Raw genomic sequence first — 26,404 nt, 5'->3', positions numbered from 1 at the left:
CGCCTGCGGTCCGGTGCCCGCGGGCCGGCCCGGCCCGGCCTGCCCGGGTGGCCCCCTCGTCCGGCAGAGAACCTCTGCCTAGGCAAATCGTCGAGCGCCGCTCGTGGGGGTCGGACCTGCGCGTCCGCCCGGCCTGCCCGAGGTGACCCCCTGAACCGGCCCAGAACCTCTGCCTAGGCGGATCGTCGAGCGCCGCTCGTGGGGTCGGGCCCGGCCTCGGGCACGGTCGCCGATCGGCCCGACCCGCGCCTCACGAGATTGCACGCGCGAGCCCTCGCGTGTGAGAATGTGAGCGCTCACTTTCGCATCAGGACAAGGACGTTCCATGGCTGAGACCGCCATCCCCTCCGACTCGTCGCCCGGGGGCCCCGGCCCCGCCGACACCTCGGCCGACACGTACGTCGTCGGCGTCGACTACGGCACGCTCAGCGGCCGGGCGGTCGTCGTGCGCGTGCGCGACGGTGCCGAACTGGCCAGCGCCACGTTCGAGTACCCGCACGCCGTCGTCGACCGCACGCTGCCCGGCACGGGCGAGCGGCTGCCCGCCGACTGGGCCCTGCAGGTGCCGTCGGACTACGTCGACGTGCTGAAGAACGCCGTGCCCGAGGCCCTGCGCGCGTCGGGCGTCGACGCTTCGGCCGTCGTCGGCATCGGCACCGACTTCACGGCCTGCACGATGGTGCCGACCACCGCCGACGGCACGCCGCTCAACGAGCTCGAGCGCTTCGCCGACCGCCCGCACGCCTTCGTCAAGCTCTGGCGTCACCACGCGGCCCAGGGGCAGGCGGACCGCATCAACGAGCTCGCCGCCGAGCGGGGCGAGAGCTGGCTGCCGCGGTACGGCGGGCTCATCTCGAGCGAGTGGGAGTTCGCCAAGGGCCTCCAGCTGCTCGAAGAGGACCCCGAGGTCTACGCCGCGACCGAGCACTGGGTCGAGGCCGCCGACTGGATCGTCTGGCAGCTCAGCGGTCGGTACGTCCGCAACGCCTGCACCGCCGGCTACAAGGGCATCTACCAGGACGGCGAGTACCCCAGCCGTGAGTTCCTCGCTGCCCTCAACCCCGACTTCGCCGACTTCGCCGAGACCAAGGTCGTGCACGAGATCGGCGCCCTGGGCGACGTCGCGGGCACGCTGACCGCCGAGGCGGCCGGCTGGACGGGCCTGCCCGAGGGCATCGCCGTCGCCGTCGGCAACGTCGACGCGCACGTGACCGCCCCGGCCGCGAAGGCGACCCAGCCCGGTCAGATGGTCGCCATCATGGGCACGAGCACCTGCCACGTGATGAACGGCGACAGGCTCGCCGAGGTGCCCGGCATGTGCGGCGTGGTCGACGGCGGCATCGTCGACGGCCTCTACGGCTACGAGGCCGGGCAGTCCGGCGTCGGCGACATCTTCGCCTGGTACGTCAAGAACCAGGTGCCGCAGTCGGCGGTCGACGCCGCCGCGGCCGCGGGCAAGAGCGTCCACCAGCACCTCACCGACCTCGCCTACGAGCAGCCCGTCGGCGCCCACGGCCTCGTGGCCCTCGACTGGCACAGCGGCAACCGCTCGGTGCTCGTCGACCACGAGCTGAGCGGCGTCATCGTCGGTCAGACGCTCAGCACGACGCCCGAAGAGGGTTACCGTGCCCTGCTCGAGGCCACGGCCTTCGGCACCCGTCGCATCGTGCAGGCTTTCGAGGAGTCGGGCGTTCCCGTCACCGAGTTCATCGCCGCGGGCGGCCTGCTCAAGAACGCCCACCTGATGCAGACCTACAGCGACGTGCTGCGCCTGCCGATCTCGACGATCACGAGCGAGCAGGGCCCCGCCCTCGGCTCGGCGATCCACGCCGCCGTCGCCGCCGGCGCCTACCCCGACATCCGCTCGGCGGCCGAGGCCATGGGCAGCGTCGACCGCGCCACGTACACGCCCGACGAGGCGAACGCCGACGCCTACGACGCCCTCTACGCCGAGTACCTCCTGTTGCACGACTGGTTCGGTCGGGGCGGCAACGACGTGATGCACCGCCTGCGGGCGATGCGTCGCGAGGCGACCCGCGCCTCCTCGGCTCCGACGGCGGACGCAGGAGGCGCGGACGCGGTCGAGCAGGACGCCACCGCCTCGGCCACGACCGACGCGCAGGTGACCGCATGACCGGCTGGATCGACCGCTCGACGCAGGCGGCCATCGACGCCACCCGAGAAGACGTGGCCACCCTGCACGCCGAGCTCGTGCGCTACGGGCTGGTCGTCTGGACGGGCGGCAACGTCTCGGGCCGCGTGCCCGGCACCGACCTCTTCGTGATCAAGCCGAGCGGCGTGCTGTACGACGACCTGACGGCCGAGAACCAGATCCTCTGCCGCCTGGACGGCACCGTGGTCGAGGGCACCCCGGGCAGCGACCGCAGCCCGTCGAGCGACACCGCCGCGCACGCCTACGTGTACCGGACCATGCCGCACGTCGGGGGAGTGGTGCACACGCACTCGACCTACGCCACCGCCTGGGCCGCCCGCGGCGAGGCGATCCCGTGCGTGATCACGGCCATGGCCGACGAGTTCGGCGGCGAGATCCCCGTCGGGCCGTTCGCGATCATCGGCGACGACTCGATCGGCCGCGGCATCGTCGCGACGCTCGAGGGCCACCGCAGCCGCGCCGTGCTGATGCAGAACCACGGCGTCTTCACGATCGGGAAGGACGCCCGCGACGCGGTCAAGGCCGCCGTCATGACCGAAGACGTCGCCCGCACCGTCCACGTCACCCGCCAGCTCGGCGAACCCATCCCCATCCCGGCAGAGAGCATCGACGCCCTCTTCGACCGGTACCAGAACGTCTATGGACAAGCACCCGCAGGAGAACTGAAGTGACCAACGACACCCTCGACCCGACCGCCTTCCTCGCCTCGAGAGAGGTGTGGTTCCTCACCGGCAGCCAGGGCCTCTACGGCGAAGAGACCCTGAAGCAGGTCGCCGACCAGTCGCGCGCCATCGCCGACGAGCTCGCCGCCGCCTCCGACGTCCCCGTGCGGCTCGTCTGGAAGCCCGTGCTGACCGACGCCGACGCCATCCGCCGCACGATGCTCGAGGCGAACCTCGACGACTCGGTGATCGGCGTCACGGCCTGGATGCACACCTTCAGCCCGGCCAAGATGTGGATCGGCGGGCTCGACGCGCTGCGCAAGCCGCTGCTGCACCTGCACACCCAGGCGAACGTCGCCCTGCCCTGGGCCGACATCGACTTCGACTTCATGAACCTCAACCAGGCCGCCCACGGCGACCGCGAGTTCGGCTACATGCAGACCCGCCTCGGCGTGCCGCGCAAGACGGTCGTCGGCCACGTCAGCGACCCACGCGTGCAACAGCAGGTCGGCACGTGGATGCGCGCCGCCGCCGGTGCCTCGGCCATGCGCTCGCTCAAGCTGGCCCGCTTCGGCGACAACATGCGCTTCGTCGGCGTGACCGAGGGCGACAAGACCGAGGCCGAGCTGGCCTTCGGCGTGCAGGTCAACACCTGGGGCGTCAACGAGCTGGCCGAGGCGGTCGCCGCGGCGTCCGAGTCGGCGATCGACGACCTGGTCGCCGTGTACGAGGCCGAGTACGACGTCGTGCCCGCCCTGCGGACGGGCGGCGAGCGGCACCAGTCGCTGCGCGACGGTGCGGCGATCGAGATCGGCCTGCGGTCGTTCCTCGAGGCCGGCGGGTTCAGTGCCTTCACGACGAACTTCGAAGACCTGGGTGCGCTCAAGCAGCTGCCCGGACTCGCGGTCCAGCGCCTCATGGCCGAGGGCTACGGCTTCGGCGCCGAGGGCGACTGGAAGACCTCGGTGCTGGTGCGTGCGGCCAACGTGATGGGCGCCGGGTTGCCGGGTGGCGCCTCCTTGATGGAGGACTACACGTACCACCTCGTGCCCGGCGAGGAGAAGATCCTCGGGGCGCACATGCTCGAGGTCAGCCCGGCGCTGACGTCGGGGCGCGCCTCGCTCGAGGTGCACGCGCTCGGCATCGGCGGCAAGGACGACCCGGTGCGCCTGGTCTTCTCCGCCGACCCCGGCCCCGCCGTCGTCGTCGCGATGAGCGACGTGCGCGACCGGTTCCGCCTGACGGTCAACGTGGTCGACGTCGTCGACCCCGACGAGGACCTGCCGAACCTGCCGGTGGGGCGCGCGGTGTGGAAGCCCCGCCCGTCGTTCGCCGTCTCGGCCGAGGCCTGGCTGACCGCCGGCGCCGCGCACCACACGGTGATGTCGACCGCCGTCGGCCTCGAGGCGTTCGAGGACCTCGCGCGCATCGTCGAGACCGAGCTGCTCGTCATCGACGAGGACACCCGCATCCGCGACTTCCGCCACGAGGTCGCCTGGAACGCCGCGTACCACCGCCTGGCCCGCGGCCTGTAGGCCCTCGCGCAGCACGGCTCTTCGCGCATCGAGTGGTCCCGGATCGTCCTTCGTCCCCCGGCGAACGACGATCCGGGACCACTCGTCTTCCGTGTCGGGGCATACGACGACGCCCGTCGTTGTTCACCCCCGCATGAGCATCCCCCTCTCCATCCTCGACCTCGCCCCCGTCGCACCCGGTCAGACCGTGCGGGAGAGCTTCGCGGCCTCCGTGGCCCTGGCGCAGCAGGCCGAGGCGAGCGGGTACCGGCGGGTCTGGTACGCCGAGCACCACAACATGGCGTCCATCGCCTCGAGCGCGACCTCGGTGCTGATCGCGCACATCGCCAGCCAGACCTCGACGATCCGACTGGGCTCGGGCGGCGTCATGCTGCCGAACCACTCGCCGCTCGCCATCGCCGAGCAGTTCGGCACCCTCGAGACCCTGCACCCGGGTCGCATCGACCTCGGCCTCGGTCGTGCCCCCGGCAGCGACCAGGCCACCTTCCGCGCCATGCGCCGCGACCCGTCGTCGTCCGAGCGCTTCCCGCAGGACGTCGTCGAGCTGCAGGCCTTCCTGGCCGGCGAGTCCCGCGTCGCCGGCGTCCAGGCCGTCCCCGGTGCCGGCACGAACGTGCCGCTGTACATCCTCGGCTCGTCCCTCTTCGGGGCCAAGCTCGCTGCTGCCCTCGGCCTGCCCTACGCCTTCGCGTCGCACTTCGCCCCCGGCGACCTGGTCGACGCCGTCTCGGCCTACCGTCGCGAGTTCCAGCCGTCGGCACAGCTGAGCGAGCCCTACGTGCTCGCCGCCGTGAACGCGATCGTCACCGACGACGCCGACGAGGCCGAGGTGCAGTTCGCCCAGGTGAAGCGTCAGCGACTGCTGATGCTGCTGCGTCAGAGCGGCCAGATCGACCCCACGCGCGAGTTCGGCGACGACGAGCTCGACCACCTGCTGCGCACCCCGGTGGGCCAGCACGTGCAGACCATGACGACCTACACCGCCGTCGGCACGCCCGGCGACGCCCGTGAGTACATGGAGCAGTTCGCCCGCACCGCCCAGGCCGACGAGCTGATCGTCGCGCACTCGTCCTCGTCGCTGGAGGCGCGCCTCCGGTCGGTCGCGCTTCTCGCCGACGCGATGCAGCCGGCCCCCGCCGCCGCGTAGCCCGCCGGCGCCTCCGAGCGAGACGCGCGGCGCCCCGCCCGCCGGACACCGCCGAGTGGACGAGACACCGAGAAATGCGACGGTGTCCTGTCCTCTCGGCCGTGTCTTCGTCGTGACAGCCGGCGGCGACGCCGCGGTCGCTACGGCGCGGTGAACAGGAAGACGAAGACGACGGCCACCGGCTGCAGCGCGGCCCCGCCGAGCAACAGGGTGCGGCGCAGCCACGGCCGCGACGAGATCGCGGGCGTGCCCAGCAACGGGCTGAGCGGCATCAGCAGTCGGAACAGGCTCTGCTGCGGCAGGAACACCGCCACGAGGTAGCCGAAGAACCCGGCCACGAAGGCGACGACCTCGTGGCCGAGGCGCTGGGTCGACCGGCGGGTCACCCAGTACGTGAACGACCCGACGAGGGCGAGCACGAGCACGATGCCCCCGATGCCGAGCCAGCGGCCGGCGAGCAGGAACCACGGCGTCAAGGGCACGAACGCGGGCCGGCCGACGTAGTCGACCCACCAGGCCATCTCGGTCTCGAGGTAGGCATCCGCCTGGCCGGTGACCACGTGCGCCACGACGGGCCAGGCGAGCCCGGCCGCCGCCATCGCCAGCCCCGCCACGACGATCGTCGTCAGCTCGCGGCCGGGCAGCCGGCCGCCCACGACGAACTCGCGCAGCCCGCCCCAGGCGCGACCCACCGAGCGTCGGGCGGCCGTCACGACGGCAGGAGGCGCGGTGCCGACCCCGGCGATCCGTCGCGTCCCGGCGTCGTCGGTCGAGAGGTCGTCGCTCGAGAGCGTGGCCGACCCGCCGTCGACCGTGAGCTGGTCGGTCGTGAGTGCGCCCCGCGCGGACGCGACGGCGGGTCGCTCACGCTCGGTGTGCCAGCGCACGATCAGGTGGATGCCGAGCGCGAGCGCGAGCGCGAGCGCCCCGGGCCGCACGAACGAGGCGACGATGCCGGCGGCCGCGACGAGCGCGTACTGCCGTCGTTGCATGGCCAGCAGGCCGCCGAACATCAGCAGCAGGAAGAGGCTCTCGGCGTACCCGACCGACATGACGAACGCCATCGGCCCGAAGCAGAACAGCAGCACGGCCCAGATGGCGCCGCGGTGGCCGACCTTCGTGACGAGCAGCCGGTAGAGCACGACGGCCGCGGCGGCACCGAACACGGTCGCCAGCAGGGGGGCGGCGACGGTGAAGTCCATGCCCGTCGCCACCATCAGCAGGTGGCAGAGGTACGGGAACACCGGCAGGAACGCCCACTCGTTCGGCAGCACCTCGCCGGTCGCGTCGGTCGGCAGCGTCGACGGGTAGCCGTGCAGGGCGATGGTGCGGTAGCGGTCGGCGTCCCACGACGAGGTGAAGTCCAGGAAGCTCCGGTCGCTGCCGGGCGTGATGAAGGTCGCACCGGCCAGCTTCGCGATCTCGTAGACGGCGAAGAGGACGCTCGTCGAGAACAGGCGGGACGCCAGGTAGACGACCAAGACGCTGCGCCAGCTGCCCGAGAGGCGGGCCGCCAGGTCGACCGTGAAGGCGGGTCGGCGCAGCGTCGTCGCGGTCGGCGACGCCATCGTCTCGCGGCTCACCGCCCCGCCCCGTGTCCGGTCATCTGGACGACGCTACCAACAGTCGGCTGGGACGGGGCAAGATCAACGCGTGCCCCCTTCGTCCTTCGCCGCCCTCGGGATCGACGACGTCGCGGTCGCGGTCTACCGTCACGTCGTGGCCGGAGCCGGAGCGGCGGACGAGGGCGGGTCGGCGGCCGCGCCGACCGCCGGGGCCGTGGCACGGGCCGTGCACCTCGACGAGGCGACCGCGCTGGCCGCGCTGGAGCGCCTCCGTTCGCTCGGGCTCGTCCAGCGGTCCGCCGGGGGAGGGGGGTACGGCGCGGTCGACCCCCGGGTGGCGGTGCCCGCCGTGGTCGCGGCGCGCGCCGACGCGCTGGTCGAGGTGCGGGCCGCCGTGCCCGAGCTGGGCGAGCTGTTCGACGAGGGGCGTCGCCCGCACGACGCCGACGAGCTGACCCGCGTCGTCGTCGGGCAGGCGGCCGTGGGCGACTGGTACTCGCAGCTCGAACACCGCGCCACCACCGACTTCGTCGCGTTCGACCGGCCGCCCTACGTGGTGGCCTCGAACGAGTCCACGCAGCGCGTCGCCCTCGGGCGCGGGGTGCGCTGGCGCGCGGTCTACACGGTCGCGAGCATCTCGGCCGACGGCAGCTGGCAGGGGGTGCACCGTCTCGGCGCCGAGGGCGAGGAGGCGCGCATCACCCACGACCTGCCGGTCAAGCTGGCCGTCGCCGACCGCCGGGTGGCGCTCGTCTCGATCGGCCACGACCCCGGACGGCCCGAGGCCCTCGTGACCGAGTCCGAGCCGCTCGTGGCCGCGCTCTACGACCTGTTCGAGGCGCGGTGGCGCAGCGCGCTTCCCGTGCCCGGCGCCCCCGGCGCGGGTGAGCCCGCGGTCGACTGGGCCGAGGTGGCGGCCCGACTCGCGGCCTCGACGTCGGCCTCGGCCGGCTGGCCGGTGCCGACGGCGTCCTCCGCGGGCGGTGCGACGACGACGCGGGACGAGGAGGCGCGACTCGCGTCCCGACCACCCACCCCCGCCGAGCGCGACCTGCTCGCCCTCGTGGCCGCCGGGGCCACCGACGACGTCATCGCGGCGCAGCTCGGCATCTCGTCCCGCACCCTGCGGCGGCGGCTGCACGCCCTGTTCGACGAGCTCGGCGCGAGCAACCGGTTCCACGCCGGGGTCGAGGCCGCCCGACGCGGCTGGGTCTGAGTCGGCCGGGCGGCCACGGTCGGACCGGTGTGCGGGCGTGAGTCCCCCCAAGGGAGGACGGCCTCGGTGCCCCGCCCGCGCCTCCTCGTGTGAACTCTCTGGCCGATGGAGGTCACTGGCCGGTTTCGGCCATGGCCCCCACTAGAGGGTCACGCACATTCACAGGTAGTTCTTATGGATCGACCGTGGCCCGAGGCCGCGGCGCACCCCCGACAGCACGCTCCGAGCGGCGTGCATCGAAAGGCGATCCGTGATCACACCATCCGGCCGACGCAGGCCGACCGCACCCCCTCGCACCCGCCTCCGCGGCGGCTTCGCCGCGATCCTGGCCACCGGCGTCGTCGCCGCGGGCCTCGTCGCGGTGCCGGCCACCGCCTCCTTCGCCGCCGACGGCCCCGCCGTCGTGGGCGACAGCCAGTTCGCCGACGGCAAGTACATCGTCACGCTGCGCGAACCGGCCGCCGCGACCTACGAGGGCGGCAAGGCCGGGCTCGCACGCACGGCCGTGCCCCAGGGCAGCCACCTCGACGCGCAGAGCGCGCCCGTGCAGGACTACGCCGAGCACCTCGAGGGCGTCCAGCAGGACGTCGCCGCCGCCGCCGGAGCCACGGTCGAGGCGAGCTACGCCATCACGACGAACGCCTTCTCGGCCGACCTCACGGCCGCCCAGGCCGCGAAGCTCGCGAGCGACCCGGCGGTCGCCGCCGTCTCGAAGAACGAACTGCTGAAGCTGCAGGCCACGCCCTCGACCGAGTTCCTCGGGCTGGGCGACGCCGAGGGGAACGGCGGCGTCTGGGACGCCGTCGGGGGTCGTGACAAGGCGGGCGACGGAGTCGTCGTCGGCATCATCGACTCGGGCATCGCGGCGGGCAACGCCTCGTTCGCCGGTGACCCGCTGGGGTCGGCGAGCGACGCCGAACCGCACCTCGAAGGTGACGCGACCGTCTTCGCCAAGGGCGACGGCGGCACCTTCACCGGCGTGTGCCAGACCGGCGTCCAGTTCGACGCGAGCGACTGCAACACCAAGCTGATCGGCGCCCGCTACTTCGTCGACGGCTTCGGGGTCGGCAACATCGGCACCGAGGAGCAGGGCGAGTACCTCTCGCCCCGTGACGGCAACGGCCACGGATCGCACACCGCCTCCACCGCCGCCGGCAACGCCGACGTCGAGGCGACCATCGGCGACCGCTCGTTCGGCACCGTGTCGGGCGTCGCCCCGGCCGCCAAGATCGCCGCGTACAAGGTCTGCTGGGACGGCCCCGACCGCGTCGCCACCGACGACGACGGCTGCGCCACGCTCGACCTGATCGCCGCCATCGAGGCCGCGGTCACCGACGGCGTCGACGTCATCAACTACTCGATCGGCGGCGGCGGGGCGACGAGCACCTACTCGGCCACCGACCAGGCGTTCCTCGGCGCGGCCTCGGCCGGCGTCTTCGTCGCGGCCTCGGCCGGCAACGACGGCCCGACCCCCACCACGGCCGACAACGCCGCGCCGTGGATCACCACCGTCGCCGCGTCGACCATCCCCAGCTACGGCGCGACGGTGCAGACCGCCGACGGCACGAACTACCTCGGCGGCTCGATCACCGTGCCGACGGGTGAGGACGGCCTCTCGGGCGACTTCGTCTCGTCGACCGCGGTCGCCGCGGCCGGAGCCGACGCAACCGCCGTCACGCTCTGCGCGCCCGACACGCTCGACCCTGCGAAGGCGGCCGGCACCATCGTGCTCTGCGACCGCGGCGTCTACGACCGCACGGCCAAGTCGGCCGAGGTCGAGCGGGCCGGCGGCATCGGCATGGTGCTCGTCAACCCGACGAGCAGCTCGGTCGACCTCGACGAGCACGCCGTGCCCACCGTCCACCTCAACGCCGACGACTACGCCGCCATCCACGCGTACGCCGACACCGAGGGCGCGACCGTCACGCTGCTCGACGGCAACCCGGGCGCGTTGCCCGAGCCCGCCACCCCGCAGATCGCCGGCTTCTCGTCGCGTGGTCCGGTGACCGCCGACGGCGGCAACCTGCTGAAGCCCGACATCTCGGCACCCGGCGTGGCCATCCTCGCCGACGGTGCCAACGCCCAGGGCGAGCCCGGCACGTACGAGTTCCTCTCGGGCACGTCGATGTCGTCACCGCACATCGCGGGCCTCGCAGCGCTCTACCTGTCGAAGGGCGTCCACCCGGACTGGACCCCCGACGAGGTCAAGTCGGCCATGATGACGACCGCCTACGACCTGGTCGGCGAGGACGGCGCTCCCAGCCAGGACGTCTTCGCCCAGGGAGCCGGCCACGTCGACCCGACCGCGTACCTCGACCCCGGCCTCGTCTACGAGAACGGCCCCGCCGACTGGCAGGCCTACGTCGACTCGATCGACACCGTCGAGGGCACCGACTCGTCGCTCAACCTGCCCTCGATCAGCGTCGGCTCGTTGGCCGGCACCGCCCAGGTCACCCGCAGCGTCACCTCGACCGAGGCGGGCACGTACACGGTCGCCCCGATCGAGATGGACGGGGTCACGGCCACCGTCGAGCCCTCGACCCTGACGTTCGACGCCGCCGGTGAGACGCAGGACTACACGGTCACCTTCACCCGCACCACGGCCGCGCTCGACGAGTTCGCCACGGGCTACCTGACCTGGAGCGACGGCGAGCACGACGTCCGCAGCCCGCTGGCGGTCCGACCCGTCCGCCTGCAGGCACCGGCCGAGGTGGCCGGCGAGGGCTCCACCGGCGAGGCCGCGTTCGACGTCACCGCGGGCGACGCCCTCGAGCTGCCGCTGACCACCGAGGGGCTCGTCGCCGGTCAGGTGACGACCGGCTCGGGCACGGCCGGAGCCGCCGCCGCCGAGACGCCGATCACGATCGCCGAGGGCACCACCCACGCGCGCTTCGTGCTCGACAGCGCCGACGACACCGCCGACCTCGACCTGCTGCTGTACACGGCCGACGCCGACGGTGCGCCCGACCAGCTCGCCGCCGCCTCGGCGACGGGGTCGGCGGACGAGCAGATCGACCTCGACGCCCCCGCGGCCGGCGACTACGTGTTGCTCGTCGACTTCTACTCGGGGTCGGGCGCGCTGGACTACACGCTCACGTCGTACCTGCTCGACCCGGCGACGGCCGTCGGAGGCCTCACGGTCGACCCGGCGACGCTCTCGGCCGGACTCGGCGAGACCGCGACGCTCACCGCGTCGTGGAGCGACCTGGCCTACGAGCAGACCTACCTCGGCCGCGTCGTCTACGGCGACACCGGGCAGGTGACCTACCTCACGGTCGCCTCGGGCGAGGAGCCCGAGGTGCCCACCGATCCGGGCCCCGGCCCGGGCCAGCCCGGCAACCCCGGTGGCGGCTGGAGCCTCGGCGACGTCCTCCAGTGGATCTGGAACGCCCTCGGCGACCTGTTCCACGGGTGGTTCCCGTGGCGCTGGTAGCAGGCCCGGCCTGACGGCCTGACGGCCTGACGGCCTGACGGCCAGGAGGCGGTGGTCACCTTCCCTCGGGAGGTGGCCACCGCCTCCTCGTGCGTCCGCCCCGCCCGCCTGCCCGCCCGCCCCGCCCCGCCCCCGGCGGCAACTCCTGGCTGGTGCCGTGCCCGCGCGGTGCCGCCCGGCATCGGGGCCCCGGCGGGCGCGGGGAGCAGGAGTTGCCGCCCCCTCCCGGCTCGGCCGGCACCGGCTCGCACTCGCGGCCCCGGCCCGCCCCCGCCCTGCCCCACAGCGCTCCGCCGGGTGGCAACTCCTGGCGCCTGCCGCGGGGCCGCCCGTGTCGCCCGCTTCCTCGTGCGGCGCGGCGCAGGCGGCAGGAGTTGCCGTCACCACGGGTCGTCGAGCCCGCGCATCCGTCCCCCGAAGTGGGTGGATCGGGGGACCTCCGGCGTCGCCCGTTCGCCCATCCGGGTGATCTGTCCCCCGAACGGTGGACTTTGTCAGCAACGCGGCCCTAGTTTGGGGGCACCCGAGACGTGACGATCCCTGTTCACCCGACCCCGGCGCCGTACCCGAACACGGCACCGGGCGAACAGGTCGAGGCGCGCGTCCGCTCTACCCGAAAAAGGCACCACCATGCACTCGCTCACCCTCGCGGGGACTCCCCGTCGCGGGCGGAGGGCCCTGCGCCTGTCCGCCGCCCTGCTCGCCGTGCTGGCACTGGCCGGAACCGCCGCCCTCACCGGGCCGGCGACCTCCGCCCAGGCCAAGGAGGTCAGCGGTGCCATCACCGACGTGACCGTCTCGCCGACCAACCCCCGTCAGGGTCAGCAGCTGACGACCGAGATCGCGTGGCAGGTGCCCAACGGCACCCTGGAGGGCGACACCTTCACGTTGACCCTCAGCGACCACCTCAAGAACCTGCCCACCGGCTTCGCCCTGCGCGACCCTGCGACCGACCAGGTCGTAGCCGAGGCGACGGTCCAGCGGACCGAGCCCTTCGTCGTCACCTTCACCATGACGGCCTACGCCGAGGACCACCTCAACACGAAGGGTTCGGCCTTCGTCCGTTCCGACTTCGAGTCGTCGACCACGCCGTCGGGTCAGCCCACGCCCTTCACCTCGACCACGAACGACGGCGCGACCTTCACCACGGTCGTCACCCCCACGGGCACGCTGCGTGGGTCGGACGTCGTCACGAAGTTCGGCACCTACACCGGCGCCGACCAGGGCCGCGTGACGGCCGAGGACTTCCTCGTCTGGAGCGTCAACACGCCCGTCGGACCGTTCGACTCGGCCTCCGTCAGCGACTCGGTCCCCGCCGGCCAGGCATGGACCTTCGACTGCGACACCGCGGCGTTCACCGAGATCCGGACCAAGGCCGACGGCACCCTCGCCGCCCCGGTCGTCGTCACCCCGCTCACGTTCGACTGCACGCCCGCCGGCTACACGGCGACGTGGGGTGCCGAGGCCGGCACCGCCCAGTACCGCACCTCCGTGGCCGTCAGCCTGCCCGCAGCCACCGGCACCGCGACCGCCCCGCAGACCTTCACCAACGTGGCGACCGGTTCGACCGTCCGTGCCGGCGTCACACAGGACGGCCAGGTCAGCGCCTCGAAGACGCAGGCCTCGGCCGGCGGCCAGGGCAGCGGTGACGTGCCCGTGTCCGCCGTGACCATCACCAAGGACGATGCCTCGGGCAACGCGGCCGACACCGCCGAGACCGCGGTCCGACTCGGCGTCGACGGCACCGCCTCGCTCGCGTACCAGGTGACCAACACCGGTGCCGACGCGCTCGCCGGCGTCACCGTCTCGGACGCGGTCGTCGCCAACGGCACTGTCACCGGTCTCAGCTGCGACTTCTCGCCCCTCGGCGGCCCGGCGACGGGCGTGACGTGGGCCGGACCGTTCGCGGTCGGTGACTCGTTCGACTGCACCGCGGCCCTCGCCGGAGTCCAGGCCGGTGACGTCGACCACCACGACGTCGGCACCGTCACGGCGCGCGGCATCGAGTCCGGTCAGGCCGTGACGGCCTCGAACGACTGGTTCGCCCGGGTCCCCGCCGCCGTGGGCACGCCCACCACGCCGTCGGCCTCGCCGACGACGCCGGCCGCCGTCGCCGTCCCCGCGGCGGGCCCGACCACCCCGGTCGCGACCACGCCCCGGGGCACCACGACCGGTCTCGCCTTCACCGGCGCCGAGCTGGCCGGCCCGGTCGGCCTGGCCGCGCTGCTCACCCTGCTCGGAGCCGCGCTCGTCATCGGCACCCGTCGTCGGGCGGCCCGCGCCGTGACGGCGGCCGGCACCGACCGCACGAACAGCGACGCATAGCACGCGACCGGGGGTGCCGGGTGCGGCGGACGTGACGTCCGCGGCGCCCGGCACCCCCCGTTCGTCCAACCTGCACATGCTCGAAACACTCGTGGACTAGGTTCGCTACTCGTGGATGAACACAACGGACACACCATGCGCGTCGTCAGCTACAACCTGCGCGAGCACACCGCCAAGGGCGAGATCCGATCGCTGGCCGAGGACAACGACGCCGACGTGCTGTGCCTCCAAGAGGCCGACACGAAGGACATCCCCGACGAGTTCGGCGACTTCGCCCTCGCGGCGTCGACGCAGAACAACCGGCTGGGGCTCGCGGCCTACTACCGGCGTACGCGGTTCGAGCTGCTGGGCACGAACGTCTACGCGCTCAAGAAGTCGATGCACGACCGGGTCATGTCGCCGGCGCACGAGCGTCTGCTCGCCATGCACCTGGCCGACCGGCAGAGCGGGCGGGACGTCCTGATCGGCTCGTTCCACGCCGCCCCGCTCACGGCCACCAACGCGCTGCGCAAGAAGCAGGTCGAGTCGGCCCACCGCCTGATGCGCGCGCTCGCGCCGGGCGTGCCGATGCTGATGGTGGGCGACTTCAACTACCCGTGGTTCCACGGCGGCCTGCGGAAGCACATCGAGCGCGACGGCTTCGTGCTCACCCGCAGCTCGACCCCGACCTACCTCGGCTACAAGTACGTCAAGGGCCACTTCGACTTCGCGACGAGCTACGACCTCAAGATCGAGGACGTCGTCACCTTGCCCGCCGGCGTCAGCGACCACCGTCCGATCCTGGTGCGCGCCCAGGGCCTCTGACCCCCTGAGCCCCTGAGTCTCTGACCCCGTGCCCCGAGCAGGCCTTCGGCCAGCGGGGACGACGACGGGCCCGGTCACCTCTCGGTGGCCGGGCCCGTGGTCGTCGGGGGCGGGGACCGCAGGAGGCGCGGTGCGGCCGACAGCCTCACCGCGCCTCCTCGGCTCGTCGCGCCTCGGGCGCGGGGGCGACCTAGGCGGCGAGGGCGAGCTCGCGCGTCTCGACCGACGAGGCCTGCACGATGGTGCGGCTCGGCTCGTGACGCCAGCTGCGGCCGGGGATGACCCAGCCGGCGGCGCCGTGGACGGTGACCGTCGCGCCGGGGCGGACGGCGGCCGTGACGTCGTCGCGCCAGGCGCGGACGGCGAACTCGGTGCCGTGGTCGTCGACGACGACGAACTCGACGAGACGGGCGGTGGTCAGGGTGGGCGCGGTCGCGACCGTGCCGGTGATGCTGATGATGTCGTTCATGATGCTCGATTTCGATGTGTGCTCTGTGCTGCGACAGAATCTGTGGGACGACCCGCCGGAAGGGCGGTCGTGGTCCGCCGTGCGGCGGTGGTCGGGCCCGCGGTGACGGCGGCCGGAGAAGTAGGGCAACGACGATCGGTGGTCGTCGTGCGCATCCGGCGAGGTCGTCTCGCGAGGCTTTTCGAGCGGTGGACCGGTGTGGACTCGGTCGTCAACGCACGGGGACTCTGTGAGAAGAGAGGCCCAAGCGACTCATGACTGTAACACGCCCGGGGTACGTGCACCAGGGCTTTCTCGGAAGGCTCGACGGTGGTCGGTGGTTGGCTCTACACATGACCACGATCCCCACCATCACCCTGAACAACGGAATCCAGATCCCCCAGCTCGGGTTCGGCGTCTACCAGGTCGACCCGGCCGAGACGAAGGACGCCACGCTGACGGCCTTCGAGGTCGGCTACCGCCACATCGACACCGCCGAGATGTACGGCAACGAGGCGGGCGTCGGCGAGGCCATCGCCGAGAGCGGCATCGACCGCGCCGACATCTTCGTCACCTCGAAGCTCAACAACGGCTTCCACAAGCGCGACGACGCGTTGAAGGCCTTCGACGGCACGCTCGACGCCCTGAAGCAGGACTACGTCGACCTCTTCCTCATCCACTGGCCCCTGCCCGGCATCGACGTCGACTACGTCGAGACCTGGAAGGCCATGGAAGAGATCCACGCCAGCGGTCGCGCCAAGTCCATCGGCGTCTCGAACTTTCAGCAGGCCCACCTCGAGCGCATCCTCGACGAGGGGTCGGTCGTGCCGGTCGTCAACCAGATCGAGGTGCACCCGTACCTGACGCAGGACGCCCTGCGCGAGTTCGGCGTCTCGAAGGGCATCCACACCGAGGCCTGGTCACCCATCGCCCAGGGCGGCGTGCTGAAGGACGAGACGATCACCGAGATCGCCGAGCGCGTCGGCAAGACGACCGCCCAGGTGACGCTGCGCTGGCACATCCAGCGGGGCGACATCGTCTTCCCGAAGTCGGTCACGCGGTCGCGCGTCGAGGAGAACTTCGACCTGTTCGACTTCGAGCTGACCGACGCCGACGTCGCGGCGATCACCGGCCTGAACAAGGACGAGCGCACCGGCCCGAACCCGGACGATTTCAACTACATCCCCAGCTGATCCCCTGATCGGCGACGGTGCCGCGTCACGGCGGCACCGAGCACTGAACACCGAGGCCGGGCCGGCACGTCACCACGACGTGCTCGCCCGGCCTCGTCGCGTCGGGGCCGTCGGTGGGGGCTAGTACGATCGACGTCTCCCCAGACCACGACCAGACCCGGAGGGCGTGACACGGTGCGACGGATCGTCGGCGTCCTACGCCTGCTCGTGGCCGCCGTCGGCGTCGTCGCCCTGGTCGCGGACTTCGTCTACGTCCTCGGGTTCAGCACCTTCAGCTCGATCAACTACTTCAGCTACTTCACGCAGCAGAGCAACATGGCCAACGTGGTCGTGCTCGCGACCGCCGGGGTGCTGCTGCTCGTCGGTCGGCCGGAACCCGGGTGGTTCGCCTCCGTGCACGCCCTGGTCAGCACCTACGTCATCGTGTCGGGCATCGTGTTCGGCATCATCGTGGCCGAGTCGGCGAGCCACGACTACCGCATCGAGGTGCCCTGGTCGAGCCAGGTGCTGCACTTCGTGATCCCGACGTTCGTGCTCGTGGACTGGGTGCTGGGGCCCGACCGTCCCCGGGTCCGGTGGCGCGTCGTCTCCGTCGTGCTGGTGTTCCCGCTGGTCTGGGGGGTCTACACGATCGTCCGCGGGGCCGACGTCGGCTGGTACCCGTACTTCTTCCTCGACCCGGCCCAGGTGACCTGGCCGGGCGAGTTCGTCCTCTACAACGGCATCGCCCTCGGGACGATCGTCGGGGTGGTCGTCGCGCTCGTCGCCCTGAGTCACGTGCGGCCGCACGCCAGGGGGCGGCTGGGCGGTGGGCCGTCGTCGACGACGCGCACCGCGCCTCCTGCGGTCGCGGGACGAGGAGCCGCGGGTCGGGGAGGCGCGGGTCCGGGAGGCGCGGGTCAGGCGGTCGGGTCGGCCGACGGCTCGTCGGTGGGCGCGGGCGACCCCTCGGCCACGAGGTCGAGGTAGGGCGCGAGGCTCTGCATCGCGGCCGCCACGGCGTCGTCGTCGTCGAGGTCGGCGACCGCGGACGCGGCCTCGCCACCCGTCAGGGCGAGGAGCACCGGGGCGCCCGTGGCCGGCATGAGGTTGACGAACAGCCGGAAGGGCGCGTCGTCGTCGAGCACGGCCCAGACGGTCGCCTGCGTCGACCAGAAGGCCTCGTCGAAGCGCAGCCAGAGCACCTCGCGGGTGCCGACGCCGAGGGCCTCGATCGCGTCGGCGTGGGTCGAGGGCAGCTCGGGGGAGAACTCGGGGACGCCGGACTTGAGCACGCCGAGCGGGATGGTCGACACGGCGCGGTCGACCGAGAGCGACTCGCCCGTCGCGAAGCGCAGCCCCACGCCCTGGTCGCCGTACTGCAGCCGCACGACGTTGCTGTCGCGGAGCACGTCGAGCCCGTCGAGCAGACCCGCCACGAAGCCGGACAGGCCGCTTGTGACGAGGGTCGCGCCCGTGGGCAGCAGGTCGGCCGAGGGGTCGTCGCCGAGGACGGCGGCCGAGAGGTCGTCGGCTGCGGCACCCCAGCGGGCGGGCAGCAGGTCGTCGAGCACGAGGGCGAGCCGGTCGGCGTCCGAGACGCCGTCGGGGCCCGGAGAGGTCGAGACCTGGTCGGCACCGGACCCCGCGAGGGCGTCCGTGACGCTGGTGCCGACGTCGGCATCGCTCGACCCGGCCCGCGCGGACGCCCACGACGCCGCCCGGTCGAGCCGGTCGGCGGCGTCGCCGAGCGAGTCGACGGTGCCGTCGGAGGTGCGGACCTCGAGGGTGTCGTCGAGGGGGCGGGTGCGGACCCGGGCCAGCGCGAGGGCGGCCTCGAGGGCGACCGCGCCGGAACCCTCGAGCAGACCGACGCCGAGCTCGAGCGGGTAGGGCCAGTCGTCGTCGTGGACGCTGTGCACCCGACCGCCGACCCGACCCCTGGCTTCGACGACGACGACGTCGTAGCCCCGCTCGACCAGGGAGCGCGCGGCCGTCGCCCCGGCGATGCCGGCGCCGATGACGGCGATGCGCTCGTCGGTCGCGGCGACCTCGGCGACCTGGGCCGCGACGTCGTAGCCCGACTGGCGGGCCCCGTAGACCGTGCCGCCCATCGACGCGGCCACGGCCTCACCGGCGAAGAAGAGCCGGTCGTCGATCGGGGTGCCGAGCAGACGGCGGTCGGCGTCGGTCGTGCCGGGCGTCAGATGGCTCGTGGCGCCGAGCGCGTAGGGGTCGTCGCTCCACGAACTGCGACGGAAGGCCGCGGGGGCCACCGTGCCCGTCGGGGCGGCGGACGGGGTCGGCGTCGGGGTCGGCGCGCTGCCGGTCGGCGTGGCGCTGCCGGTCGGCGCGGGCGCGTCCGTCGTGCACGCGGACAGCACGAGGACCGCGGCCCCCGAGACCGAACCCGTCAAGAACGCTCGCCGACTGATGCCCATGGTGCGCCCATTCTCGCAGCCGGGGCGGGGGTCCGCTCGCGCCTGGCCGGTGCCGGGGTCGCGCGCCGCGGAGCCGCGGCGTCCTGCGGTCGCGGGCCGCGCCTCCCGGGGCCTCGCGGGGCCGACCGTCGCGTCCGCCGATGGTTCCCGTGGTCGCTCGTCGCGCCTCCTGGTGGCTCCCGCGGTCGCTCGCCGCGCCTCCTGGTCGCGTCGGCGGGCGTCAGGCGTCGACGGTCTCGAGGAACGTGCGCAGGAGGTCGGTCACCTGGTCGACGGGCAGGAGCGACGACGCGTGGTCCTGGCCGACGAGCGAGTAGAAGACGGCGGCGGGCATGCGACGCGCGGCCTCTTGCGACTCGCGGTGCCGGTCGACGTCGCGCGTGCCGGCGAGCAGCAGGGTCGGGACCTCGACCGAGTCGAGTTGCGCCACGGTCAGGCCGCCACCCGTCTCGGCGGCGGTGAAGAAGGCGGCCAGGGCGGCGGGGTCGTCTTGCATGAAGGCGAGACGCGTCTCGGGGTCGATGGGGCGGCCGATCGTCTCGCCCCAGCGGTCGACGAAGCGGGCCATGCCGCCGGTCGTCAGGGCGTCGTGCCAGTCGGGCGTGAACGTCGCACCGATGTTGCCGTTCATCGGAGCCCAGCTGCCACCGATCGTGGTCAGGGTGCGGAGGCGCTCGGGCTCGTTCGCGGCCAGGGACAGGCCGATCCGGGCGCCGAACGAGTAGCCGACGTAGTGCGCCGGGTCGAGCCCGGTGGCATCGAGGACCGCCGCGACGTCGCCGCGGTGGAGGTCCATGTCGTAGGCCGCGGGGTCGTGGGGCTTGCCGCTCTTGCCGTGCCCGCGCATGTCGAGGGCGACCACCGTGAAGTCGCGCTGCAGGTCGCGCAGGTAGCCGAGGCCGCGCCAGGTGCCCCGCGACAGGCCCGAGCCGTGCACGAGCACCAGGGGCGGACCGTCGCCGTCGACCTCGTAGGCGATCTCGGTGCCGTCGACGGGGTTGGGGGTGCTCGCACGCATCCGGCCAGTCTGGCAGTGCCCGGCGGTCGGCGAGGGTTGTGGTCGTAGTGCTCGCTGCGCACGTTCTGCGCCTTCTGCTCGCCCCGCGCGGCCCTGACCTGCCCGGTCCTGCCCTTCCGCCCTGCCCGCCCTGCCCTGCCCGCCGTCCGCTCCGCCCGCCGTCCGCCCCGCCCCGCCCCGCCTTGCCTTGCCCCCGTCCGCCGGGCTTGCTCGCCCGTCCGCCCTACCCGCCCGTCCGCCCTACCCGCCCGTCCGCCTTGCTCGCCCGTCCGCCCTGCCCGACCTGCCCTCCTGCCCGCTTCGCACTTCCCGACCTTGCCCGCCCGGTGAGCGTGGAAGGTCGGCAACTCCTCCTCCCTGCCGTGAGCGACGCGTGCGACCCGTGCCCTCGGCACCGGCGGCGTCACGGCGGAGGACTTGCCGACCCTGTCGTGGCCTCGGCAGACCCCGCACCCCGCACCTCGCACCTCGCACGAGGTTGCGCGCCGGAGCAGGGTCTGGGTCCGGACCCGGCCGGACGGACTGGCGAGGCAGGCCTGGTCGGCTGGCGACGGAGCGGAGCAGGCTCGGGTCATGATCGACGCATGGACGGCCGCGCAGGTCCGCGAGGCCGAGCGCCCACACCTCGAAGCGGGAGAACCCCTGATGCAGCGCGCCGCCGACGGGTTGGCGACCGTCGTCAGGGAGGTGCTGCGCGCCTCCTCGGTTCGTCGGGGTGGTCGCACCACGAAGGTGCTGCTGCTCGTGGGCAGCGGAAACAACGGGGCGGACGCCCTCTACGCGGGGGAGTCGCTCGCTCGCGAGCTCGTGCCGGCCGGGGGTGCGGTGACCGTGGTGCCCGCCGGCGCACGCGTCCACGAGGAGGCGTTGGCCGCGGCGCTCGAGGCCGGGGCCGTCCTGGACGACGTCGAGGGCTGGTGCGACGAAGCGGCGGTCTCGGAGAGCCTGCCCGGGTACGACGTGGTGCTCGACGGGCTGGTCGGGACGGGATCGCACGGTCCGGGCCTACGAGGTGAGGCCCTGCGGGTGGTGCAGGCGATGCTCGGTGTCGGTGTCGGTGTCGGTGTTGGTGTTGGTGCCGGCGCCGGTGCCGGTGCGTGGGCCGGTGCGGCTGGGGCTCCGCCCGTGTTGGTCGCCGTCGACGTGCCGAGCGGCATCGGGGTGGACGACGGAACCGTGCCCGATCCGCTCGCCGTGCTGGCTGCGGACGTCACCGTGACGTTCGGCGGGCACAAGGTGGGTTTGCTCGTCGCCCCGGCCTCGCGACTGGCGGGGCGGCTCGTGCTCGTCGACATCGGCATCGGTGTCGATCTGGCGCGGCTCCCGCCGGCTTTCTCCACACCGTGACCACCGCCCCCTGACCCCGCTCGTCCGTTCCGGCCGACTCCTACCCTCGGGCGGGGGCAACTCCTGCCCGCAGTCGACATCGGCCCACCGGTCGACGGGCCGACGGACGCGACAGTGCACCGAAGGGGAGTTGCCGACGGGGGATCACGTCGCGTCGGGTGCGGCGTGGCGTGGCGTCGGCGTCGGCGTCTCGATCGGCTCGCGGACGTCTCCTCCTCGAAGGTGGACGAGACCAGGTGATCCACACCCTCTTCGCCGCGGGCCTGGCGTCGTTTGGGTCTCGGCCACTCTCGTTTCCCATGACCACGATCGCCGAGCTCGTCACGTCCGCCGGGGGGCTGCTCCACAAACGCGACCTGGTCGCGCTCGGGGCCACCGACCGCCATCTCACCGGCGCCGTCCGGTCGCAGAGCGTCAGCAGGCCCCGACGGGGGTGGTACTCCACGTGGCCGAAGAACGACCCCCGCTACGTCGCGGTGGCTGTCGGCGGCCGGCTCACTGGCGCGTCGGCGCTCCACCTGCTCGGGGCGTGGTCGTGGCGTCGGCCGCCCCTGACGGTGTCGGTGCCCGAGACGGCTTCGCGTCTGCGGCGCCGCCGTGGCGTGCGGGTCGTGTGGGATTCCGTCGACCTGAGCGGTCGTGGCTCGACGTGGGCGGTGGACCCCCGTGACGCGCTGGCGAGGGCGGTCGTCGAGGCGGACTCGTTCGAGGACGCCGTCGTGCTCGTCGACTGGGCGCGCGAGGCGGGCATCGTCTCGGATGACGACGACGCGGCCGAGGTGCTGGCCCGCCTGCGAGCGGACGCCGCCGGGCTCGTGGCCTGGAGCGAAGGAGGCGCGGAGAGCATCCTCGAGAGCACCGCCGGCACGAGACTCCGTCGCGCCGGGCATCACGTGGTGCGTCAGGTTCCCATCGAGGGAACGAGCAAGATCATCGACATGGTGGTCGACGGGGTCGTCGGCCTCGAGACCGACGGGCGGGCCCACCACGCCGATCGCTTCGAGCAGGACCGGTCGAAGGATTCGGACATCGCCCGGAGCGGTCGGGTGCCCTTCCGTGCGAGTGCGCAGATGGTACGGGACAGGTGGCAGGCGACCGTCGACGCCGTCGAGGCCCTGATCCACATGGCGGGTGGTGCGAGGCCGACATCTCGCATCGGCGACGCCGCACTGCCACGGGTGCTGGGGCCCCGGGGGCGTAGACGCTGGCGCCTCGCCGTACCTCCGCAGGGTGTCGGGCGCGGGCTACAGACGGCGACGTCCTGATCTGACCTGGCAAGCAGGCGCCCAGACGGCTAGGACCGACCTCCGGCCCATCGCACGTCGAGGGTCAGCCCCGGGGGGACTGCTTCGACGGCGGCACGACCGAGAGGGGCGTGGTGATGGTCTCCAGTGACTTGCGTGCCGCATCGACGCCGAAGAGGAGGGCGATGACACCGCCGACCAGCATGACCCCGGCGCCGAGGAAGTACCCACCGGTCAACGGCCCTCGGTCGCCGCCGTCACCGATGAGTGCTCCGTACAGGCTGGGCGCGACGGCCCCGACGATCTGGCCGAGAGCGAAGAAGTACCCGATCACCTGACTGCGCAGTTCTAGTGGGAAGATCTCGCTGACCGTCAGATACGCCGACGAGGCCCCGGCCGAGGCGAAGAAGAACGAGACGCTCCAGAAGGCCGTCTGGGTCGCGGCGTTCAACACGTCGGCCTGGAACAGGATGGCGGACACGGCCAACACGGCAGCCGACACGGCGTACGTCAGGAAGATCATCTGACGCCGACCCCAGCTGTCGAACAGTGGCCCGAGCACGAGCGGTCCGAGCAGGTTGCCCACGGCGAAGATCAAGAAGAAGTATTGCGTGCTGCTGGGACTCGTGCCGTAGAAGTTCTGGAGCACGAGGGCGTAGGTGAAGAAGATCGCGTTGTAGAGGAACGACTGGGTGATCATCATCGCCGCACCGACGAAGGTGCGTTTCGGATAGTCACGGACCAGGGTGCGAACGATGGTCCCGAAGCCGATCCGTCCTGCGGCCACCACCTCGATCGCCTGGTCGTCCGACACCCGTGACAGGTGGTCGGTGCCCTTGTCGCGCTCGACGCGAGCTTCGATCTCGTCGACCGTCGCCTCCGCCTCCTTCTCGCGACCGTGGGTCATCAGCCATCGAGGGCTCTCGGGGATGTGCCGCCGCAGGTAGATGATCGCGAGCCCGAGCACCGGCCCGATGAAGAACCCGATGCGCCAGCCGACGTTCTCGGCGAAGAGGTCGGGGTTCAGCAAGAAGATGTTGGCGGTCGCTCCGAGGGCTGCCCCACCCCAGTACGTTCCGTTGATGGCGATGTCGACGCGTCCGCGGTACTTCGAGGGGATGAGTTCGTCGATCGCCGAGTTGATGGCGGCGTACTCGCCACCGATGCCTGCACCGGCGAAGAACCGGAACACGGCCAAGAAGACGAAGTTGGGCGACAGGCCGGCGATGGCGCTCGCCACGAGGTAGATCGCGAGCGTCAGGATGAACAACTTCTTGCGACCGAGGCTGTCGGCCATGCGCCCGAAGATCAGTGCGCCGAACACCTGGCCCACGAGGTAGATCGTTCCGAGCAGACCGACTTCTGCGGCGGTGAGCCCGAGGTCGGCTTGGAACCCGGCCGAGGCCACGATCTGGATCTCGAGCCCGTCGAGCACCCACGAGAATCCGAGGCCGACGACGATCGACCAGTGGAACTTCGTCCATGGCAGGCGATCCATGCGGGCGGGTACCAGGCTCCTGGTGCCGCCGGACGAGGTGGCGGGTGTGCTGGTCATGGGTCGGCCTCCCGGTGGTGCGACGACGGGTGCGTGGTCTGCAACTGTGCATGATCTGCACGTGCCCGGACGCTACTCGCGCCTGGCGGCCGTGTCCGCCACGAGATCCGGGCCGAGGGATCGACGGCGGAGAGGAGGCGCACGTCGGCAACGCAGGATCGCTGTCCAAGCTAGGGCGAGGACATCAGCGGCACCGAGGCGAGGAGCGTCACCGGTCAGGAATTGCCCGCAGCTTGCGACCGGCCGGCCCGCTGGTGCCCTCGGAGGCGGTTGCCCACCGGCGGATCGTCGGCGCGGTCGTGCGCGTCGGGCACGCAGGACCCGCGGTGGCAGATGGGCCTGGAAGACGGCGACCCCGAGCTGACGCGCGGCATGAATCAGGAGTTGCCGACAGGTTTCGGCCGGCCGGCGGTGCGCGGCAGCGATCCGGCTCCGGGCGGGTCGTCGCCGTCGCTACGTGACGAGCCCGGCACCGCCACCGGAGGTCGCACCCGCATCCGCCCCGGCACCGGAGGTCGCGCCCGCACCCGCGCCGGCACCGCACCCGCGCCGGCACCGGCGCCAGAGGTCGCATCCGCGCCGGCGCCGGCACCGCACCTGCGCCCGCGCCCGCACCGGCAACGGCACCGCGCCGGCGCGTGCACGCCTGCACGGGCGGCCGCGCGCGGCTCGCTAGTGGGCGACGACCGGCTCGGCGCCCTCGACGACCGGCGGGCGCCGGACGAAGAACGACCCGACGACGGCGAACACCGAGATGATCGCCCCGACGAGGAAGGCCGCGCGCACGCCCGCCCCGGTCGCGGCGGCTCCGGCGCCCGACTGGCTGGCGGCGGCGGTGGCGGCGAGGGTCATCACGGTGACGAACACGGCGGTGCCGGCGGCTCCGGCGAGCTGCTGGACGGTGCCGATGATCGCGCTGCCGTGCGAGTAGAGGTTCGAGGGCAGCGAGCCGAGGCCCGAGGTGAACAGCGGCGTGAACATGAACGCCAGGCCGATGCTCAGGGCGACGTGGGCCGCGAGCACCATCGGGATCGGCGTGGACTCCGACACCGTCGACATGAACCAGAGCACCGCGCTGACGAGCGTCGTGCCGGGCACGAGCAGGACGGTCGGGCCGTACCGGTCGAACAGGCGGCCGACGACGGGCGAGAGCAGCCCCTGCACGAGACCGCCGGGCAGCAGCAGCAGGCCGGTGGCGAGCGGGTCGAGGCCGTGCACGTTCTGGAGGTAGATGGGCAGCACGATCAGCGTGCCGAAGAGCGCGATCATGCCGACACCGAGCACCGAGGCCGAGATGGTGAAGGTGCGCGAACGGAAGGTCCGCAGGTCGAGCAGCGCCCGGTCGCGACGCTGCAACGCCCGCTGGCGCAGCACGAAGGCGACGAGGGCGACGACGCCGACGGCCAGGGGCACCCAGGCGGGGACGGCGGCCTCGGCGCCTTCGCCGATCGAGCTGAGCCCGAAGACGATGCCGCCGAAGGCGAAGGCCGACAGGATCACCGAGGTGACGTCGAGCGGCACCTTCTTCGGCGTGGTGACGTTCTTGACGCGGGCGGCGCCGAGGGCGAGGGCGGCGAGGGCGATCGGCAGCACGAGGATGAACATGAAGCGCCACTCGAGCACGCTCAGGATGACGCCCGAGATCGTGGGACCGATGGCCGGCGCGACCGAGATGACGATCGAGATGTTGCCCATCGTGCGGCCTCGGGTCGCCGGCGGCACCAGCGTGAGGACGGTCGTCATGAGCAGGGGCATCATGATGGCCGTGCCCGACGCCTGGACGACGCGGCCGAGCAGCAGCACGCCGAAGCCCGGCGCGACGGCCGAGATGGCCGTGCCCAGGCTGAACAGGCTCATGGCCGTGATGAACACCGGCCGGGTGTTGAAGCGCTGCAGCAGGAAGCCCGTGATCGGGATCACCACGGCCATGGTGAGCATGAAGCCCGTGGTCAGCCACTGGCCGGCCGTGACGGTGATGCCGAGGTCGCGCGTCAGGCTCGGCAGCGCGACGCCCATGATCGTCTCGTTGAGGATCACGACGAAGGCCGAGACGAGCAGCAGCCCGATGACGAGCTTGTTGCGGGCGGCGGTCGCGGCCTGGTCGCCGTCGGCGCCCGCCGACGTGGCGCCCGCCGCCGCGTTGTCGCCGGCGCGGCTGTCTCCGGCGCGGCTGTCGCCGACGGTCGTCGGGGGAGAGGGGTCGATGCTCAAGTGGGGCTCCTCGGAGGTGACGGCGGGTGTGCCTGTGCGGCTGAACGTACGAGACGGTCCGGTTCTTCCCGATCCGTCACGATCGCCTCGCCGTCACCCCGAGGAGGT

At 72.6% G+C, this 26,404-nt stretch carries 18 protein-coding genes; 12 read left to right on the top strand and 6 right to left on the bottom strand.

Going from position 1 to position 26,404, the window contains the following annotated elements; translation table 11 throughout:
- Positions 1-325 precede the first annotated feature (325 nt).
- The 4 genes from araB (at position 326) to ASG05_RS05235 (ending at position 5,517) form a co-directional block, all read left to right on the top strand.
- Positions 326-2,134: a ribulokinase gene (araB, locus tag ASG05_RS05250; RefSeq protein WP_082486378.1), complete on the top strand. Its 1,809-nt coding sequence runs from the start codon at positions 326-328 to the stop codon at positions 2,132-2,134.
- Positions 2,131-2,844 carry an L-ribulose-5-phosphate 4-epimerase gene (locus tag ASG05_RS05245; RefSeq protein ID WP_056225236.1) on the top strand — a complete coding sequence of 238 codons (714 nt, stop codon included), beginning with the start codon at positions 2,131-2,133 and terminating at the stop codon, positions 2,842-2,844. Before araB ends, ASG05_RS05245 begins: the two co-directional genes overlap by 4 nt.
- Positions 2,841-4,370 carry an L-arabinose isomerase gene (gene araA / locus ASG05_RS05240; protein WP_056258038.1) on the top strand — a complete coding sequence of 510 codons (1,530 nt, stop codon included), beginning with the start codon at positions 2,841-2,843 and terminating at the stop codon, positions 4,368-4,370. The genes ASG05_RS05245 and araA overlap by 4 nt, the downstream gene beginning before the upstream one ends.
- Before the next feature lie 133 nt (positions 4,371-4,503).
- Positions 4,504-5,517 carry an LLM class flavin-dependent oxidoreductase gene (locus ASG05_RS05235; RefSeq protein ID WP_056258035.1) on the top strand — a complete coding sequence of 338 codons (1,014 nt, stop codon included), beginning with the start codon at positions 4,504-4,506 and terminating at the stop codon, positions 5,515-5,517.
- 140 nt (positions 5,518-5,657) lie between these two features.
- On the opposite strand, the gene ASG05_RS05230 is transcribed toward ASG05_RS05235, so the two are convergent.
- Entirely contained in the window at positions 5,658-7,100 is a 1,443-nt protein-coding gene (locus ASG05_RS05230) for a mannosyltransferase family protein (protein WP_056258032.1), read from the bottom strand.
- A 70-nt stretch (positions 7,101-7,170) separates the two neighbouring features.
- Here ASG05_RS05230 and ASG05_RS05225 point away from each other — a divergent pair, with 70 nt between their 5' ends.
- From ASG05_RS05225 to ASG05_RS05210, 4 genes are all read left to right on the top strand, one after another.
- Positions 7,171-8,298 (top strand): helix-turn-helix transcriptional regulator, encoded by a 1,128-nt coding sequence (locus ASG05_RS05225; RefSeq protein WP_157490055.1) that lies wholly within the window; start codon positions 7,171-7,173, stop codon positions 8,296-8,298.
- 250 nt (positions 8,299-8,548) lie between these two features.
- Positions 8,549-11,731 (top strand): S8 family peptidase, encoded by a 3,183-nt coding sequence (locus tag ASG05_RS05220; protein ID WP_056258027.1) that lies wholly within the window; start codon positions 8,549-8,551, stop codon positions 11,729-11,731.
- A gap of 630 nt (positions 11,732-12,361) precedes the next feature.
- Positions 12,362-14,056, top strand: coding sequence for an Ig-like domain-containing protein (locus ASG05_RS05215; protein ID WP_056258026.1), 1,695 nt, complete (start codon positions 12,362-12,364; stop codon positions 14,054-14,056).
- A 135-nt stretch (positions 14,057-14,191) separates the two neighbouring features.
- A complete protein-coding gene (locus ASG05_RS05210) occupies positions 14,192-14,860 on the top strand; it encodes an endonuclease/exonuclease/phosphatase family protein (protein WP_056258024.1) in 669 nt (222 codons plus the stop codon).
- A 190-nt stretch (positions 14,861-15,050) separates the two neighbouring features.
- Here the strand turns inward: ASG05_RS05210 and ASG05_RS05205 are convergent, their stop codons facing one another.
- Positions 15,051-15,329 (bottom strand): hypothetical protein, encoded by a 279-nt coding sequence (locus tag ASG05_RS05205; RefSeq protein WP_056258020.1) that lies wholly within the window; start codon positions 15,327-15,329, stop codon positions 15,051-15,053.
- Between the two features lie 332 nt (positions 15,330-15,661).
- Here ASG05_RS05205 and ASG05_RS05200 point away from each other — a divergent pair, with 332 nt between their 5' ends.
- Together ASG05_RS05200 and ASG05_RS05195 are read left to right on the top strand one after the other, a co-directional pair.
- Positions 15,662-16,501, top strand: coding sequence for an aldo/keto reductase (locus ASG05_RS05200; protein WP_056258018.1), 840 nt, complete (start codon positions 15,662-15,664; stop codon positions 16,499-16,501).
- A gap of 174 nt (positions 16,502-16,675) precedes the next feature.
- The gene (locus ASG05_RS05195; RefSeq protein ID WP_056258016.1) at positions 16,676-17,470 is read left to right on the top strand and encodes a Pr6Pr family membrane protein; all 795 of its coding nucleotides are present in this window, start codon (positions 16,676-16,678) and stop codon (positions 17,468-17,470) included.
- On the opposite strand, the gene ASG05_RS05190 is transcribed toward ASG05_RS05195, so the two are convergent.
- Both ASG05_RS05190 and ASG05_RS05185 read right to left on the bottom strand, forming a co-directional pair.
- A complete protein-coding gene (locus tag ASG05_RS05190) occupies positions 17,401-18,921 on the bottom strand; it encodes an FAD-dependent oxidoreductase (RefSeq protein ID WP_056258013.1) in 1,521 nt (506 codons plus the stop codon). The genes ASG05_RS05195 and ASG05_RS05190 overlap by 70 nt on opposite strands.
- Before the next feature lie 220 nt (positions 18,922-19,141).
- The gene (locus tag ASG05_RS05185) at positions 19,142-19,939 is read right to left on the bottom strand and encodes an alpha/beta fold hydrolase (RefSeq protein WP_056258010.1); all 798 of its coding nucleotides are present in this window, start codon (positions 19,937-19,939) and stop codon (positions 19,142-19,144) included.
- Between the two features lie 573 nt (positions 19,940-20,512).
- Here ASG05_RS05185 and ASG05_RS05180 point away from each other — a divergent pair.
- Both ASG05_RS05180 and ASG05_RS05175 read left to right on the top strand, forming a co-directional pair.
- On the top strand, positions 20,513-21,286 hold the full coding sequence (locus tag ASG05_RS05180; protein ID WP_056258008.1) for an NAD(P)H-hydrate epimerase: 774 nt from the start codon (positions 20,513-20,515) through the stop codon (positions 21,284-21,286).
- A gap of 299 nt (positions 21,287-21,585) precedes the next feature.
- Positions 21,586-22,551: a hypothetical protein gene (locus ASG05_RS05175; RefSeq protein WP_056258005.1), complete on the top strand. Its 966-nt coding sequence runs from the start codon at positions 21,586-21,588 to the stop codon at positions 22,549-22,551.
- A gap of 64 nt (positions 22,552-22,615) precedes the next feature.
- Here ASG05_RS05175 and ASG05_RS05170 read toward each other — a convergent pair whose 3' ends face one another.
- Both ASG05_RS05170 and ASG05_RS05165 read right to left on the bottom strand, forming a co-directional pair.
- Complete coding sequence (locus tag ASG05_RS05170) at positions 22,616-24,085, bottom strand: MFS transporter (protein ID WP_056258002.1); 1,470 nt, start codon at positions 24,083-24,085, stop codon at positions 22,616-22,618.
- Positions 24,086-24,757: 672 nt separating this feature from the next.
- Positions 24,758-26,290 (bottom strand): MDR family MFS transporter, encoded by a 1,533-nt coding sequence (locus tag ASG05_RS05165; protein ID WP_082486464.1) that lies wholly within the window; start codon positions 26,288-26,290, stop codon positions 24,758-24,760.
- Between the last annotated feature and the right edge of the window lie 114 nt (positions 26,291-26,404).

Source organism: Frigoribacterium sp. Leaf186 (genome assembly GCF_001423905.1).
Classification (GTDB): domain Bacteria; phylum Actinomycetota; class Actinomycetes; order Actinomycetales; family Microbacteriaceae; genus Frigoribacterium.
Note: the sequence above shows the minus strand (reverse complement) of the source record. Positions and strands in the feature narration are given on the sequence as shown.

Bases quoted from the DNA above. Each gene is read 5' to 3' on its own strand.
- ASG05_RS05215 (WP_056258026.1), top strand. From the start codon at position 12,362: ATGCACTCGCTCACCCTCGCGGGGACTCCCCGTCGCGGGCGGAGGGCC.
- ASG05_RS05235 (WP_056258035.1), top strand. From the start codon at position 4,504: ATGAGCATCCCCCTCTCCATCCTCGACCTCGCCCCCGTCGCACCCGGT.
- ASG05_RS05245 (WP_056225236.1), top strand. From the start codon at position 2,131: ATGACCGGCTGGATCGACCGCTCGACGCAGGCGGCCATCGACGCCACC.
- ASG05_RS05190 (WP_056258013.1), bottom strand. From the start codon at position 18,921: ATGGGCATCAGTCGGCGAGCGTTCTTGACGGGTTCGGTCTCGGGGGCC.
- araB (WP_082486378.1), top strand. From the start codon at position 326: ATGGCTGAGACCGCCATCCCCTCCGACTCGTCGCCCGGGGGCCCCGGC.
- ASG05_RS05205 (WP_056258020.1), bottom strand. From the start codon at position 15,329: ATGAACGACATCATCAGCATCACCGGCACGGTCGCGACCGCGCCCACC.
- ASG05_RS05200 (WP_056258018.1), top strand. From the start codon at position 15,662: ATGACCACGATCCCCACCATCACCCTGAACAACGGAATCCAGATCCCC.
- ASG05_RS05180 (WP_056258008.1), top strand. From the start codon at position 20,513: ATGATCGACGCATGGACGGCCGCGCAGGTCCGCGAGGCCGAGCGCCCA.
- ASG05_RS05185 (WP_056258010.1), bottom strand. From the start codon at position 19,939: ATGCGTGCGAGCACCCCCAACCCCGTCGACGGCACCGAGATCGCCTAC.
- ASG05_RS05210 (WP_056258024.1), top strand. From the start codon at position 14,192: ATGCGCGTCGTCAGCTACAACCTGCGCGAGCACACCGCCAAGGGCGAG.
- ASG05_RS05170 (WP_056258002.1), bottom strand. From the start codon at position 24,085: ATGACCAGCACACCCGCCACCTCGTCCGGCGGCACCAGGAGCCTGGTA.
- ASG05_RS05175 (WP_056258005.1), top strand. From the start codon at position 21,586: ATGACCACGATCGCCGAGCTCGTCACGTCCGCCGGGGGGCTGCTCCAC.